This window comes from Haladaptatus sp. CMAA 1909, from assembly GCF_043952005.1.
Classification (GTDB): Archaea; Halobacteriota; Halobacteria; order Halobacteriales; family Haladaptataceae; genus Haladaptatus.
This window is the reverse complement of the sequence record NZ_JBIOAV010000002.1, coordinates 447,338-462,607: the sequence shown is the minus strand read 5'-3', so window position 1 is coordinate 462,607 and position 15,270 is coordinate 447,338. Positions and strand designations below refer to the sequence as shown.

12 protein-coding genes are annotated in these 15,270 nt (G+C 58.6%); 9 read left to right on the top strand and 3 right to left on the bottom strand.

The window, feature by feature from the left end:
• Positions 1 to 362 precede the first annotated feature (362 nt).
• Positions 363 to 587, top strand: a complete 225-nt coding sequence (locus ACGYLY_RS20325) for a hypothetical protein (protein ID WP_395284711.1) — start codon at positions 363 to 365, stop codon at positions 585 to 587.
• A 107-nt stretch (positions 588 to 694) separates the two neighbouring features.
• Here the strand turns inward: ACGYLY_RS20325 and ACGYLY_RS20320 are convergent, their stop codons facing one another.
• Both ACGYLY_RS20320 and ACGYLY_RS20315 read right to left on the bottom strand, forming a co-directional pair.
• Positions 695 to 1,063, bottom strand: a complete 369-nt coding sequence (locus tag ACGYLY_RS20320; protein ID WP_395284712.1) for a hypothetical protein — start codon at positions 1,061 to 1,063, stop codon at positions 695 to 697.
• A gap of 414 nt (positions 1,064 to 1,477) precedes the next feature.
• Positions 1,478 to 1,756 (bottom strand): hypothetical protein, encoded by a 279-nt coding sequence (locus ACGYLY_RS20315; protein ID WP_395284713.1) that lies wholly within the window; start codon positions 1,754 to 1,756, stop codon positions 1,478 to 1,480.
• Between the two features lie 396 nt (positions 1,757 to 2,152).
• Here ACGYLY_RS20315 and ACGYLY_RS20310 point away from each other — a divergent pair, with 396 nt between their 5' ends.
• Positions 2,153 to 2,587 (top strand): hypothetical protein, encoded by a 435-nt coding sequence (locus ACGYLY_RS20310; RefSeq protein WP_395291271.1) that lies wholly within the window; start codon positions 2,153 to 2,155, stop codon positions 2,585 to 2,587.
• Between the two features lie 179 nt (positions 2,588 to 2,766).
• Entirely contained in the window at positions 2,767 to 3,057 is a 291-nt protein-coding gene (locus tag ACGYLY_RS20305; protein ID WP_395284715.1) for a HalOD1 output domain-containing protein, read from the top strand.
• A gap of 124 nt (positions 3,058 to 3,181) precedes the next feature.
• Here ACGYLY_RS20305 and ACGYLY_RS20300 read toward each other — a convergent pair whose 3' ends face one another.
• A complete protein-coding gene (locus ACGYLY_RS20300; RefSeq protein ID WP_395291278.1) occupies positions 3,182 to 3,709 on the bottom strand; it encodes a universal stress protein in 528 nt (175 codons plus the stop codon).
• Positions 3,710 to 4,867: 1,158 nt separating this feature from the next.
• Here ACGYLY_RS20300 and ACGYLY_RS20295 point away from each other — a divergent pair.
• The 6 genes from ACGYLY_RS20295 to ACGYLY_RS20270 all read left to right on the top strand — a co-directional run bounded on the left by ACGYLY_RS20295 (position 4,868) and on the right by ACGYLY_RS20270 (position 15,270).
• Entirely contained in the window at positions 4,868 to 5,464 is a 597-nt protein-coding gene (locus ACGYLY_RS20295; protein ID WP_395284717.1) for an MFS transporter, read from the top strand.
• Positions 5,465 to 5,719: 255 nt separating this feature from the next.
• Positions 5,720 to 6,562: a BrxA family protein gene (locus ACGYLY_RS20290; RefSeq protein WP_395284718.1), complete on the top strand. Its 843-nt coding sequence runs from the start codon at positions 5,720 to 5,722 to the stop codon at positions 6,560 to 6,562.
• A complete protein-coding gene (locus tag ACGYLY_RS20285; RefSeq protein ID WP_395284719.1) occupies positions 6,559 to 10,245 on the top strand; it encodes a hypothetical protein in 3,687 nt (1,228 codons plus the stop codon). Before ACGYLY_RS20290 ends, ACGYLY_RS20285 begins: the two co-directional genes overlap by 4 nt.
• Positions 10,242 to 10,823 (top strand): BREX protein BrxB domain-containing protein, encoded by a 582-nt coding sequence (locus ACGYLY_RS20280; protein WP_395284720.1) that lies wholly within the window; start codon positions 10,242 to 10,244, stop codon positions 10,821 to 10,823. The genes ACGYLY_RS20285 and ACGYLY_RS20280 overlap by 4 nt, the downstream gene beginning before the upstream one ends.
• The gene (locus ACGYLY_RS20275; protein WP_395284721.1) at positions 10,820 to 14,671 is read left to right on the top strand and encodes a hypothetical protein; all 3,852 of its coding nucleotides are present in this window, start codon (positions 10,820 to 10,822) and stop codon (positions 14,669 to 14,671) included. Before ACGYLY_RS20280 ends, ACGYLY_RS20275 begins: the two co-directional genes overlap by 4 nt.
• 191 nt (positions 14,672 to 14,862) lie before the next feature.
• Positions 14,863 to 15,270: a hypothetical protein gene (locus ACGYLY_RS20270; RefSeq protein WP_395284722.1), complete on the top strand. Its 408-nt coding sequence runs from the start codon at positions 14,863 to 14,865 to the stop codon at positions 15,268 to 15,270.

The following is a 15,270-nucleotide window of genomic DNA, read 5'->3' as shown; positions in this document are numbered from 1 at the left end:
CTACAGTTCACCGGGAAAGGCAAGGAATGCCGATCGCAGGCTCCCACAACCGACCAGTCGCAGGAGCGTCGCATGATGGCGTCTTGAAGCCATCCCGACCGGTTGTGAGAGCGCATCTGTACCATCGGATGGCGGGACAAAACGCGTTCCGGTAACACAAATATCGATTGTAGTAACCCACGTTCGCAACCGATGGCATCGGTAGCACGTTCCGACAGCCGCTCGTTTCGAGATGGAGCGTGACTCTCCGGACCCATAAGTTATGAGTTGCATTCTTAGATATTATCTAGTTATAATGGAGAACTTCTGGAGTAGCTATGCAGAACTCTTATGTACCTACGCCCCATTTTATGGAATAGATTATGACAGGATATTATGATCTCATTCTCGGGTTGATCCCGCTCACATTGATCGGTGTAACCGGTGCAGTCAGCGCCGCTGGGCTTTCGATGACAGCAGCCGTACCGGTCGGTGCAACCGTCTCCGTCCTCCTGATCGGGCATGCGCTATTCGTCAATGGACCCGTTTCTTCCGCTCCTGAATCGACAGCCGCAACTCCAGCTCCTCGGACGAACTCGGCGGACTAATCTCGTCTCGGCGGTCGGGATTTGCTCTCTTGTCCGTTCGGCGATTATCCGAACGGGGTGTTCAAAGGAATCAGGGTCAGTCCGCGCGTGAAAAGACGATCGTTCAGCTATCGTTTCCTCAGGCGGTGTGATAGCTGACCGATGTTGGTCCATCCGCGCAGTCTCTCGCTCTCTCGATCGTACTTGATGACATCGTGCTCGGCGAGTAGCGGCAGATGATCGTTCCAGACGGCCTTCGTAATCTCTTCGAAGAGTCGAGCCGGCGTGCCATCGGAACTGTCCTCCAGTTCTTGGTAGGTGAGGTGTTCGATCAGCGATTCGATCTCGACCGGACCATCACATACTTGTAAATACGAGACGATCACCCGTCGCCGTTGGCTCGTGAGCAATTCACTGATTTTCGTCTCCGAAAGTCTCTGGTCTGTTGCACCGCTGATAGTGCTTTCGAGGTCTTCGGTCGCTGTTCGAAATTTCATATGTTTGTTCATTGCTCTCAAGCGTCCTTTCGTCCACTTTGTAGTAACTCGCGTGGCGATGAATATCTCGCTGTTGCGTATGTCACCGTATAAAATGGGGACAGGTAGGCGGGTACATCTCTAAAACCAAATAGGGCCAGCGAACGCACACCATACTGCGTCGGGGAGGAAGCGATCAGTGCCGAAGAGGATCGCTGGCTATGCTATGGAGCAATTCGTTATCGATCGACTGCGTGGCCATTCTAAACGGCAGTGCCATCCGTCCGATCTAAACGGCCACGGACGCTATTTCCATCATCGCCAAAGCCACGCAAAACCGCGGATGACAAAGCCGCCGCAATTTCGACACCGACTGTCGGCGATACGCGACTCCGTTCGACTCGAGGTGGTCGTCTCGGACGTGATTTACTTCCGCTACATGTCGTTTGCGCGTTGTTTGGTCGTCGCGCCACACTGCTGGCACTTCGTGACCCGATACGGTTCGCGGGAGAACATTGCATTCGAATCGGCTTCGCTCTCGGTGACTAGTTTAACCGTCACCTCGTGCGGCGTCATCGCATCACAGTTCTCACACCGTTCGCTATGTTGATTGTCAGCAGTTGCTGTGGTGACCATGATAGTTAGTGGATCGAGCGGCCTGCTTGCAACCGGTTGCGACTCGGTACAGAAGAAGAGACAACGTGAGAGGACCATTACGTTCTGGTTTTGAATGCAAGTCATACTAAACCCGGCGGATACTGCCGTGCGGGTCCGGAATACGATGCTTGGAAACGACCGTCCGACTACCCATCGCATCCTTTCTGCTGTTCACTCGTGGCTTCAAGAGCCGTCAATAAAATCGAATTCTGAGAATATGAAAATATGGCCCTCTCGTGTGGAAGACGTGGGACCGAGAAGCCTGCAAATGCAGCCCTAAGTTTATTACAGAAACATATACTTTGCATAATCGAATCGTTGAATAGAAAGTGTGTTCGAGCCGCGCTCCGATGATGAAGGGACCGATGATCCTTGCAGTGCGCTCGGAGGTTCGTGCGCGTCGCCGGTACGCGGGACACACCCCCCGTCGCGTCCTCGGAAAAACACATACCCATGAATCCAAACGACAACGCTCGGTCTAGTAGGCCCGATACTACGACAAGTAGCTCACAGCTCAACCGCGACCCCTCAAACCCTTCTCAGCGCAAGGACGGCTCTGCATCCGCGGATCCCTCCCTCGATACGATCTTCGATATCCTGTCCCATTCGTACCGCCGCCAAATCCTCTTCTTCCTTTCACGGACCGAAGACGATCTCGCGACAGTAGCCGATCTCGTCACGTATATTTCGGAGCATGAATCGGGGGACGAGACGAGCACACGACGGACTCGGGGTGACGCCGTGAGTATCGCGTTGCATCACAACCACCTCCCAAAGCTGGAAGATGCCGGAATGGTCGAGTTTGATACCCGAAGCGAAACGATCCGATACCGGGCTCACCCGCTAGTAGAAAAGTGCCTGGCTGTGATCGATACGAGGGAGAAGTGATCGACCATCGACCGACTAGATACGGATAGGCTGTTTCATCGACGTATGTGCGTGTTTCTACGAGAGTAGTCGCTTCATCTCTTGCCAGAGGATGTTTATAACTACGGGCCCACGTTTTGGATGGAGTGCTCGGTGGGAAATCTCCAACAGTACGAGCGCTCCGGGGAGAGCCTACAATCATGGGAAAGACTTCAACCAATACACCAAGCGACGAGCAAACGACCGTAGCAAAGCCCTCGATCACGGTGTTGATCCATGCCGCAATCGCTGCCCGTGACGGTCCCGATATGAACGACTGTCCGCCATTGTACGAAGCTATCGACCCGGATGCACTCGACGCGCTGTTCGCTCCACTCCATCGAGAGACCGACCGACACGGGAAAGTGATGTTCGAGTACTGCGGCTATCGGGTCAGCGTCCACGCTGATCGGACGATCGAACTCGAACCGCTCGATGCCGAGAGTCGATAAGATGCCGTGAATTACCCGGCTACCGTGTTTTCGTCGGACCCCTCATTGGCCGGATCGAGCGGGTGAAGGGAACGCACAACGGCGACCTATTGCTACGAAGTCTCAACGGGGACTATCCGGGAGGTCAACCGCCACGAACGAACGTTACGGGACATGGTGCGTTGAGAAGGACGTACTGAGCGGTACTTCGGAACAACATCCTCCCGCCCGAAGACCGCTGTGTATGACCGATAATAACTTGCGAAGCGTCGGTATCGTTTGCAACCTCGACGATAGATGCGCCGACGCTGTCGGCTATGCGTCCGTGAATAGCGACGGGTACACCGACGTTATGAATCGGATCTTTCAGCTGCGTAGTGGCCTCCCGGATGGAAGCGGTCCGTGCCGCGACTTCGTCCGGGTCGGGTGGTGATGCAACATCGTAATTGAGCCGGTCAACCGTCCGTTCGAATTCGGCACCCGAAAAGACGCGAACGAGATGAACAGTTGCGTGCGCAGGACCTGCAATATCCACAGCAGTGTCGGCGAGCTTGTCGATGGAGGACTCGTCGGTTTCGTTAACTGCAATGACGATCGCGGAGTCCGTTTTTTCCGTGGTACGGTCGACTCCTTGCCGAGAACGATGGTCGTGGCTCCGATTTTTGTCGTGCATGTGTTGTTCTATCTCTTTGTAGCAGTGTCTTCGAACGCTCATCGTGGAGGAGAGATTCAGGGAGACCCAACTAGATCCAGTGACTTCCAGTCAGTAACGCACAGGTAGTCAACAGTATCATCCCAAGAACGGGAGCGGTGTTTGTAAATTCTTCCCTAGTACACTCTAGGGTGTCCTCAATCGGGAGGTCCTCCGGCTCGATCAGGGTACTCGACTAGGAGGTCCTCGTACTCCACGAGGACCTCACCCCGTCGTTTTCGGGACCGTCTCGATGTCAAATAGTCGGCAATGCAATCCGCTTCCTCCGAAACGACCGGTTTCAGGCAGTCTCATCGGTGATCTCGGGGGAAAATCGGTAGATCTGCAAAGGACCCAAATGACTGGCACTGGTACCTAGTGGGACGGAGGTCCAGCACCAGTGACTGTATACAGACGGGTCTATCGATGGATCACCGACTACTCGGAACGACAAGTCCCCGAAAGTATCTCCGAAGAGGCCTATCAGGAGACGCCGCGGAATTTCGTTCTCAACCTGTTGAACGGGACTTCGACGAAGCTAGCCGAGCAACTCGCCAGTCCGGATCTGGTGTTGGTCTGGCTGCTCAGCGCGCTCGGGGCGCCGGTGTTCTTCTCGGGAATGCTGGAACCGATACGTCGAGGAGCCGCGTCGTTCCCCCAACTCGTCGCCTCCGGGCGCATGCGTGGGTACGCGAAACGCAAGTGGTTCTGGGTCGGCGCGGGTATCTTTCAGTCGATCGCGCTCCTGATCATGCTCGCGACTGCCCTGTTACTCACCGGCGTCTGGGCGGGCGTGATGATCGTACTGGCCCTCCTGGGGTTCAGCGTCGCGAGTGGCGTCGGCTCGGTGGCGTTCAAAGACGTGCTGGGCAAGACGATACCCGAGAACAAACGCGGGCAGCTATTGGGACTGCGGTCCGCCACCGGGGGTGGACTCACCATCGCGGCGGGGCTCGTCCTCTACGGTGGGATATCGGGGAGATCGAATAGCGGACTGTTCGTCGTTCTACTCGGGATTGCGGCTGCACTCTGGGCGCTAGCGGCCGTACTGTTCTGGCTCATCGACGAACAACCGGGAGAGACGGAAGATGAACAGAACACGCTGAGCGGGCCCGTTCCGGCACGAAACTGCTCCGGCAGGTGTCGGGGTTCAGGCGATTCATCGCGAGCAGGGGGTTACTCCTCGCCGCGGAACTCTCAATCCCCTACTACGCCCTTCGTGCTCACCAGCTTACCAGCGCCGGGGAGGGGTTCGGACTGTTCGTCGTCGCACTGGGGATTGCGGCGCTGGCGGGGAGTCCGATCTGGGGCCGTGTCTCCGACCGTGTCTCGAACAGGATCGTCATGGCTCTGGGAGGGGTCGTCGGTGCCGTAGCAGCGGCGCTGGCGCTCTCTTTCGGGTTCTTACCGAACAGCGTCACCAGCCCCGCCCTTTTCGCAGTCGTATTCCTGGTGGTCGGATTCGCCAGAGCGGGCGTCCGGGTTGGACGGAAGAGCTACATCGTGAACGCCGCGCCCGACGACGAGCGCCCGCTCTATACCGCGGCAGCCAACACGATCGCCGGCGCACTGATGTTCGTGTTCATCGGGTTCGGGGTCTTCGCTCAGGTAGTAGGGATCGGTGCGACCCTGACCGTACTGTTAGTACTCTGTCTGCTGGGAGCGGCATCCGCCTGGTGGATGCCGAAGTCGGATCAAATGATACTATCGGAACGGAACGTGAACGAGAGCGGGTAGAGAGTCGTCGACCGAGTAGAGATCATCGTTACTTCGAAGTGAGTTCGAGCTGTAATCCTCATCCGATCGTCGTTTGACCGATCTCGCGCAGACCAGACGGTTCCTCCCGGTCGTCCATCGTCTCCGTATCGGTCGCGACTGTTCATCTCCACCGTCGAACAGGTGTTCGTCTCCCTCGATCGGTTCGCCACGCGTTCGTCCACTGTCGCTGGCTTTCCCTACGACATAAGTAGCATCGATGAATCGACTCGTACTATGAGTCTTCGCACAGACGGTCAAGGAACTTCTCTGCCCTCACTCGATGCGAGGTACAGTCGTAACGAGGTGTCGGTGGACCTCACGAGATGCGGGCTTCTCGTCGAGAACGCAGAGACGGTGGCGCGACTCTACGCTCGTCACCGTGACTGGACGGTTGTCGAAGAGAGGTGGATCGAAGGGAGACACGACGAGCGAAGTACCCGAGGGAGCTCACAGGGAATCTATCGCGTTCTCAGCTCCCGGTTTAAAACTGCCAGCCCAAACCTCCCCGCAGTCACCCAACTTCCGTCCGTCTTTGACCAGTGCGAAACGAGGCGAGACAAAGCACAAGTACTCTACTTCTATCTCGTCGAGGACGACCCGCTGGTGAAGTACGTCGTCCATCGGTACGTCCAACGCTTCCAGAACGACGGCGACGAGGGACTCGATTTCTCACAGGGGACCGTCGATCGATTCCTGAACGAATTCCGCTACGACGACGGGAGCGAATTCGACTATGCAGAGTCTACGACGCACCGCTGGGGGAAAGGACTGCGCTCGGTGCTACGCGAGATCGACGTTCTCGAAACCCAACAGTCGTTACGGGGGCGAGCACCGAACGTGGGTACGATTCCGTTACTCATCGCATCGGGGTATTCCTACGAGAACGACGGCAAGGAGTGGCTATCCCGGCCAGTCGGCTGGCACTATCTCTTCCAACCGGAGCAGTACTGGGATTCGCTGGCCGAACGCGTGAACGAACATCCGGACTGGGAGGCCGGCGGCATTCACGGGGAACTACGACTCCAACCGGTCGGAGAAACCTTCGCGTGGGCAGAACGGGCGGAGGAGAACGAATGACATCGGACGATTGGTTCGTCGCTACCGTGGGTGACGATTTCGAGGAGTCCGTCCGTATCGACCGCGAGGACGACGGTCGGGATCACCGACTGGAGTCCGTCGATACGTACCACGTGACCGCGGAGTCCGAGGAATTCATGCGGGATTTTTTCGCCAGATTACGCGGCCGTTCCGAGGATATGCGCTCCGGCGCGAACTATTGGCTCTACGGATATTACGGGAGCGGGAAGAGCCACCTGCTCGGCGTGCTTCGAGGGCTGATGGACAGCGAATGGCTCCGGGAGCAAGACGGCATTTGGCAGCAGCTAGCCGGAGACAGCGAGTTATCGACGCTGGAGACGACGTGGGCGTCGATTCACGAGGAGTACGAAATCATCCCCGTCTCGGTGAACCTCCTCAAGTATCAGGGGCAAAAGCAGCGAAGCTTCAGTGAAATCGTGCTCCGCGCCGCACATCGATCGGAACGACTCACCGGTGTCGAGGGCGGACTCTCCTCGCAACTCGACGTTGCGTACTTCGAGGACTGGTATCGAACGACCGATGCGTGGGATAACCGAACGGAACGCGCTCGGTCGGCACTCCGATCGACCGTCGACGACGCCGGTCGATACGGTTGGCGGGACATCCAGCAGTACAATCTTCTCGCTAACGAAGTACTGCCGGCGCTCTTCGAGGAACAAACCGGAACGACGGACGGACTTGATGACCTGACCCCATCCGATTTCGACCCCGCCGCGATGGTCAGACGGCTCGAACACCTCCGAAGCGAGCGGGAAGAACGACTCGGTCGCCCGGTCAAACTCGTCCTCCTGCTCGACGAAGTGAGTCTGTTCATCGGGACCGATTTCGACCGTCTCACCGAGTTACAGACGCTCGCGGAAAGCGTCGACGAAATCGGGGATGGTGACGTACAACTGGTGGCGACGGCGCAGGCCAAAATCGAGGACGTTCAGCCGCAGTTCGCAGCGCACGGGGCCGATTTCAGCATCGTCAAGGACCGCTTCCCCCATCGTTTCGGACTCCCGAGCCGCCACGTGGGTGAAATTTCGACACAGCGATTGCTAAAGAAGACGAAGGAAGGAGAGAAAGAGACGGAACGGATCCTCGAACGTACCAGCAACGACCCGGAGACGCTGCTGGTGTATTCGGGGATCGAACAGAACACGGAGCCCCCGCTCGACAGTATCGAGCGTGATCGTTTCCGCGACTGTTACCCGCTTCTCCCCTACCAGCCTGCACTATTCCTCACGATCCTCTCGAATCTTCGGGAAGCGGCCCCCGATCCGGCAAAGTCCATTTTCTCCGGAACCGCTCGTGCGATCCTGGCCCTCGTTCACGGCCTCCTTCAGGACTGGGTTGAGGAGGACGAATACGACGAGGCAACCGTCATCTCGCTGGTCGACTTCTACGACCTGATCGAACCCGAACTCGAGGACATCACGCCGCAGGACGTGGAGGTCATCGAGGAGATCGAAGCAAGGCGTGAGGAGAAGGAACTCGACGACATCGACGTCTCGGTCGCGAAAGCGGTACTCCTGTTGCAGCACGTTTCCGAGACGATTCCGATGTTGGAACGGAATCTCGCCGTCGCGATATTGAACGACCTCGACGGACCGACCCAGTTCCAGATGGAAAACCGCGTCGAAGAATCACTACAGCGGCTCCGTAAGTTCATTCGCCCGACGCACGACGAGACCGGGGCGAGATACACGTTCGCCAATCAGGAAGAGCGAGAGATCTACGAGGAGTCCGAAGACAACCTCGAAACCCCCGATTGGGACGATATCGTTGCTTCCGTCGACGCCTATCTCTGGGAAGATATCGTTCGAGAACTATCGTTACCCACCGCCGCCGAGTACGGTGACACGGGCGAACAGTATCCGGTTCGCTACGGGTTCAGCGTCGACGGTATCGACCTCGATACGTCGATCGATGCCGATGATGCACTCGACATCGACATCGCCGTCGAGGGGGTTGGCCCCACGGACACGGATGTGAACTACGACGGCGACCCCCTCGAATGGACGATCGGAGACGACGGGGTCGGTGATCTCCGAGATAGCCTCATCGAGTGGTGGGCGCTCAGGGCCGCGGTCGGGGACCATGCTCTTCCACGATCCGTGAAACGTGACCTGTCCGACCGGGAGTTTCGCGTTCGGAGCAAACTCGTGGAGACGCTCAAGAACGGCACGTTCGCGGTCAAGGATCGGACGGAAATACGCGGACTGACGGCCGCAGTCGAGGAGGCCATCGACGTTCGCTATCCCAGCGACTTCCATCCGATGATGATTCGCGTCGGGGAGGAACATCTGCAGGAACTTCGGAGCCTGACGGCGAAAGACCCGCTCCCGACGTGGGCCAAGCAGATTGAAGTTGCCACCGAAGACCCGGAAACCCACGGTGGCTCCATCCAGAACAACGTCCGCGCATTCACTGGCCAACAACTGAAGCAGCGCGGTGGGAATCTCGCGATGGCGACGATTCTCGACGTAATCGTCAACCAAAAACCGATCTACGAGGGTGCTCGTCCCGCACTCTGCGCAATCATTTGGGGCCTCTGCCGAAAGGGTGACTTTCTGCCGGTCGACGAAACGGGCGATTCCATCGAACTGGATGCCGTCCTCGGTCTCGACGCGTTGACGACGACGCGTCTGAAGATCGCCGGCGGAAACGACGTCCGTGGGGCGCTCGAAAAGGGCGGCTTCATCGAGACGACCGAAACCGTTCCCGACGGCATCGTCAACCTACAGAAAGCAAACGACGCGCTCGCGGGGCGACTGAGAAGCATAACCGAAGACGTGGAGTTGGTCGCCGAGAACGACATCAGAACGGAACACGTTCGCGATCTTCTCGGGAGCTTCATCGACGCGCTCGATACGCAGAAAACCGCCGCGGATACCCGGCGAGAAGCCGTGAAGTCCGGGGAGACGGATTGGCACGACACCGTCGAAGCCACGAGTGCTGCCCAAGAGTGGAACGAGGACGCAACGGAGGTGTGGAACCGTCGGCTCCCCTCGCTCGTTCGACTCGATGCCCAACTCGCCCTCGCTCGACGGCCATACACGTGGCTTTCCGACGACTGTTCGGAAGCCGGCGAGGAACTCCGCGGGAATATCGACGACTACTCCGGAGAATGGTGGAGCCACGATGGGTGGGACGGATTCACCGATGTGAGAAACGTCTCGCCATCACTGGGCACCGCGATAGAGAACGCGTGGACGACGTTCCAACAATCGACCGACATCGAGTCGCTCGTCGCCGACCTGCGAGCGCACTCGTGGGTGCAGCCGGCGGGTCGCTTCGAGTCGAACGTCCGCCCGGCCTTTGAGAGCGAGTACATCACACCGCTTCGGCGTGCGACCACGTGGTACGAGGACGTCGATGAGGCCGTCGATGTCGTCACTGGCAGCACGACGACGGCGGAAACCGACGACTTCGTTCGAGCGACGGATACGCTCGTGGACACGCCGCCGCTTTCCGTGTACGCTGACGCGGAAATACCCGAGTTGCGGGAGGTTTTCGAAGGATTACAGGGTGTCGTCGGTGACAGGGACCCATCCGAAGTCGCCATCGTCGGGCTGCTCCCGTCGGATCGCGAAACGCTCGATGCGAGACTGGAACGTCTCACGGAGCGGCGCGATCTAACCATCGAGCGGACCGATTCGGGGGTGGTGCTTCGATGACAGGCGATCGTCCGCTTCACGACTTCAAGGAACGATTGGCGCGTTTCGCGGACGGAAGTCGCGGGATTCGGAACCCGTTCGTCATCGTTCCCGTTCAGCCCAAATACGAACACCGCGTCGCTGACCATCTCACCGAATGGGCGAAAAATCCGCGGAAGACGGACGGGTTTCCGAACGAGGGGTCCGTCGAAGTCCTCAGGCTGGACCGATTACTCGTCGAGACGAAGGTGTTCGACATCGCGATCGATATCGGCGAGCGAGCGGAACCGGAAGCAGTCAAAGAAACGATGCAGGAGCGGTTGACCGAAGAACTCGTGAACGAGACGATCGAGGAAATCGCGGACCCCGGACGACAAAGCCACATCGTGGTCTTGACCCATCTCGGCAGCCTCTACCCGTTCACGCGCGCCTCGGAGTTGTTGGACGAACTCGACAGACGAAACGTCCGCTCCACGATCGGCATTCCGTTCCCCGGTAACATCGGCGGCGGGAAGTTGAGCTTCTTCGGCGGAGAATCGCGGAGCTACTACCCGGCCCATCAGATCGAGGGGCGAGTCAAGGAGGAGCATTTGCAATGACTGACGACACACGAATCCACGACATCTTCCAACAGTCGCCGACGCGCGAACTCGAGGAAGTACAGAAGGTCAACGCACGGGAACGTGCAGAGAACGACGTTCGCGAGTTCTACGAGACCGAGAGCGCACGCAACGTCCTCACGACGCTCGGTGAGCTCATCGACAAGTATCCGCACGAGGATCCGCGCTTCCTCTATATCTCGGCGACGTTCGGGTCGGGGAAGACCCACCTGCTGAAGCTCATCGGCTTCGCGGCCGACACGGAAGCCGAATTCGACGACCTCGGTGAGGAGTTGGCCGATCGATGGCCCGGATTCCAGTCGTTCCGCGGGAGCATCGCCAACTCCCACGTGGATCGGCTAAAGCCGGTCTTCCTCAACCTCCTCAACCGAGACGCGTCACAGGAACCACCGCTTCCATACCTCATCTACGAGGCCATCGGGCGGGAATTCGGATACCCGACCGACCCGAATTGGCTCCTGGAATGGGCGTGGCAACTCGATATGAATCACGGCGATTGCTGGGAACAGTTACAGAATCTCAGACACGACGGGAAGACCTTCGACGAGGTTCTCGCCGAACGTGCGTTGCTTCGAAGTTGGCTCTACCAGGCTGTACCGACGCTCACGGACTCGCCGTTTGAAACCCCCGCCGAGGTCAAACGGTCGATAAACGAGGCCGTCAACGAGGTTTCTCCGGACGAATTCGACGCCGACGATCTCGTAGAACGGGTCGAAGAGGCACAATCAGCGTTGAGCACGAAGGACGGCAACACCGAACTCCTGATCGGACTCGACGAAGTGGCCCTGTTCATCGGGGACGGCCGCCACCGGTACCGGGAGTTCGAAGACACGATGAAAGCCCTCACTGACCTGGCAACCGGCCCCAACCCGCCTATCATCGGAACTGGTCAGTATCCGTTCGGAAAAATTCACGGCGAGTTCGAAGATACCGACGTTACTTCCCAACCGTGGTACGGAGCACAGGAACTGCTTGAGGGAGCAGGTACAGAGATCATCGTTCGCAAACGATGGTTGCAAAAGAACAGCCGAGACGAGCAGGCTGTCAAGGAGGCGATCGACCGAATGCCCGACCTATCGCTCGACGCGTACGGAGATGTTACCGGCGTCGATCCCGATCCGATCGAGTCCTACCCCTTCCGGGAGTACGATCTCGGACTGCTTCGGAACGTCATCCAACAGTTGATGCCGCGCGGACGAGTCACCGAGGAAGAGTACGTACAGGGACGAGCCCTGCTCATTCTCGTTCGGTCGCTATTCACTCGTTTCGACTGGGGGGACAAATCGGTCGGCGCGCTCGTCACGTGGGACGACCTGTTCGATCTACTGGTCGAAGAGACGACGTACGTCCCGTTGTGGGTGCAGGAGATGCTCGACCGTATCCGGAAATCCGACGATGGCGACGACGGGATATCCCGTGTTCGAGTCGCGAAGGGGCTCTACCTGCTAAATCAGGTGCGATCGACGATCCCGTCGACGCCGGAAAACCTCGCCAAACTCATGGTCGACTCGACGAATACGTCGCTCGACTCCGTCACCGAGGAGGTGAGGTCCGCCCTTACCGACCACGAAAACGGGCTTGTCGAGAATCGGTACGTGCTGACCGAAACCAACGAGCACGGTGATAAGGAGTATCTCCTCGTCTCCGAAGATCAAGAAGATATCTTGACGCGGGCGAAAACGCGCGCCCAGCAGATTTCATCTCATCGTCTCTCGGCCAAACTCGAATCGTATCTGCAAGACGGAAGTGACGATCTCCTTTCAGAGGGTAGTCGCCACGAAGTCGACTTCGACGGTGAGCGGCGAGTTCCCCTTCGATTCAAGTATTCGATTCTCGATCCGATCGAACGCGCCCCCACGCCGGAATTCGATGCACTCCAAGTGAGAGTAGTCGCTGATCACCCCGAAGACGTACGTGACCAGCGAGAAACGTGGCAGTCGACCAACGAGGGGAGGGACGGTGGCGAACACATACTCGCCGCAATTACTATCCCGAAGTCGATACTCGACCGACTTCGAGATATGATGGGAATGCAGGAAGTCCTCTCGGAGGAAACGGAGACCTATCCCGATTTGGAGTCCGACCACCGGAACGAACAGCGGGCGCTCGAATCGGCAGTACGCGAACGTCTCGAGAAGGGCGACATCTACGTACAGTCGGGGGACGCACTCGGAACATACGAGGATGTGTTCGAGCGAGTCGTTATCGACCAAGCCCTCTCCGTGTTCGGTAGAACGCGTTACGTCCTCACGAACGGGATTACCGAAGTATCTGACGCCAAGCAGATGGCACGGTTCTTCCGCGGCGTCGGTGAGTGGCCCCTTTCGAGGGAAGACGCGGTCACGCTCGGCGTGGCCACTGACCGGAGAGAACTCGCGGACGGGTGGAGCCGGGAGTTCCTCGACGAGTACGAAAACAGGCAGTCGCTACGCGCCGAGGATCTACTCGTGCAGACCGTTCAGCGCGGTGGAAAGTACCGGGGAACCCCGCGGGAGTCGATCTCCGCGCTGCTCATCACGCTCGCGACGGCCAACGAGATCGCGCTCCGTCGCAACGACGAATACATCACCGACCCCGAAGCGATCGGTCGAGCGGTCCGTAACAAGACGAACCTCGCCGACGTACAGATTCGCTTCGAGTCGCTCGACGGTATCGATCCCGATCGGATCCGGACGACGGTCGAGACGATAATCGGCGCATCGCCATCGGGTAGCGATCCGGATGCGTGGGTATCGGAGTTGGCTCGCTGGGTCAACGAGAACAGCGTTCCCGTGAAACGCGTCCTTCGCGGCACCCGTCGCGAGTTTGGCACGGGAGCACCTCTGGATGATCTTTCGGAGGCCTTGGAGCCGGCTCTCGGCGGCGAGGAACTTCGGTCCGAAGACGTGGCGTCAGAGACGATTGCCACTCAAGCGGAGCGATTCGCTCGCGCCAGAACTCTGTTCCGGACGGCCGATGACGAGACCCTCTGGGAGCGGTTTACCGATCGGACCGCGGAGATGCAGCGCTTGCACCCCGGTGCGAACGTCACGGGCGAGATGCAAGACATCGCCGGCGGCGACGATATCCCCCGAGCCGAGCGATTGCGGTCGATACTGGACGAAGCGGAATCGCACAGACGGCAGGTCGTCCACGAACAGTACGAGCGTATCGTCGGTGAGGCTCCGAAAGACGAGCGGCCCGACAAAATCGTATCGAGTCTCGTGACGTGGCTCTACGCTCACGATGGCCGTAGCATGGAGACTGCTGATCGAGTCGTCGTCGAGTTCAGCGGTGTGACGATCGACGACCTGTACGACCTCTTCGAGATCGCGTGGGACGGCGATTCGTTCTCGGAGGGCGATCTCGTCGATCCATCCGTCGTCCAGCAAGCCGAGCGGTATGCGAGTTCTCGGCGTCTTCTCGAAGCGTCAGGAAGCGAGTCGAGTCTCTGGTCGCAGCTCCACGACGCATCGCGCCGCCTCGAACGGGAGCGTCCGAGCCATCCCGTGACAAGTGAAGTGCAGTCGACCCTCAACCGATCACTTCCCCCGAGCGTCGATGAGGTGACGCGCCTGCTTGCAGAGGCCGAAAACCCCTTCAAAATCGACGAGCGATTGGTCGAACTCGCCGACGAACTACGGACGGAGTATCCCGACCACGAGACGACAACCGCCGTGGTATCGGCCGTCGAATCCGACTCCCTGCCGAGCGACGAACGCGTCGCCGACTTGATCGAAGACGCCGAACGGTTGCTCGAAGGCGTCGACGAGCAGTGGCGACGGATTCAGGAGGCGATGGACGACCTCGAAGACGGTTCCACCGTCCTCGTCGAATCGCCCGAGTAACGGGCGTTCGTTACGGGACTACGAAGGCACTCATACCCGACCCGTCGTTCTATAGTGAGATCGTAACCGGTGATGCGACTCCGAGACTTCGAGTACCCAGACTACAGGCCGTCCAGCGAATTGACATCGTCCGGGATGGACAATCTTCAAGACATCTCGACGGTTCTGCTTGAAATATCACCGAGTTTCGTATGGAGGGAAAATCCATCCATCCCCGAAAGGCCCAGCTCGACAAGGAAGAGCGCGAGCATCTCGAGGACGTCGTCACCGAGATGCGCGACCGCGTCAAGGCGCATGTTCGCTACCAACTCGAAGACGCGGGCCAAACCCAGATCGGAGATGGTGGTGTCTCCGAACGCCGACGGCTACTCTCGCAACTCGCCACCGATGTTGAGGAGTACAAGCAACTGGCCGCAGATATCTCTGAAAACTGTGACGAGATCGCCGCGGACATTCCCTCGGACTGGTCGGACCGGGCACTATCGGAGATCACGACCGCCGGCTACCAACCTAACCCGAAGCACGGCGTGGCGATCACTATCACACCGCTCGCGGAGAAGAGTATCGTCCCCGAAATCGTCGAAGGGAAGGTGCTCTGA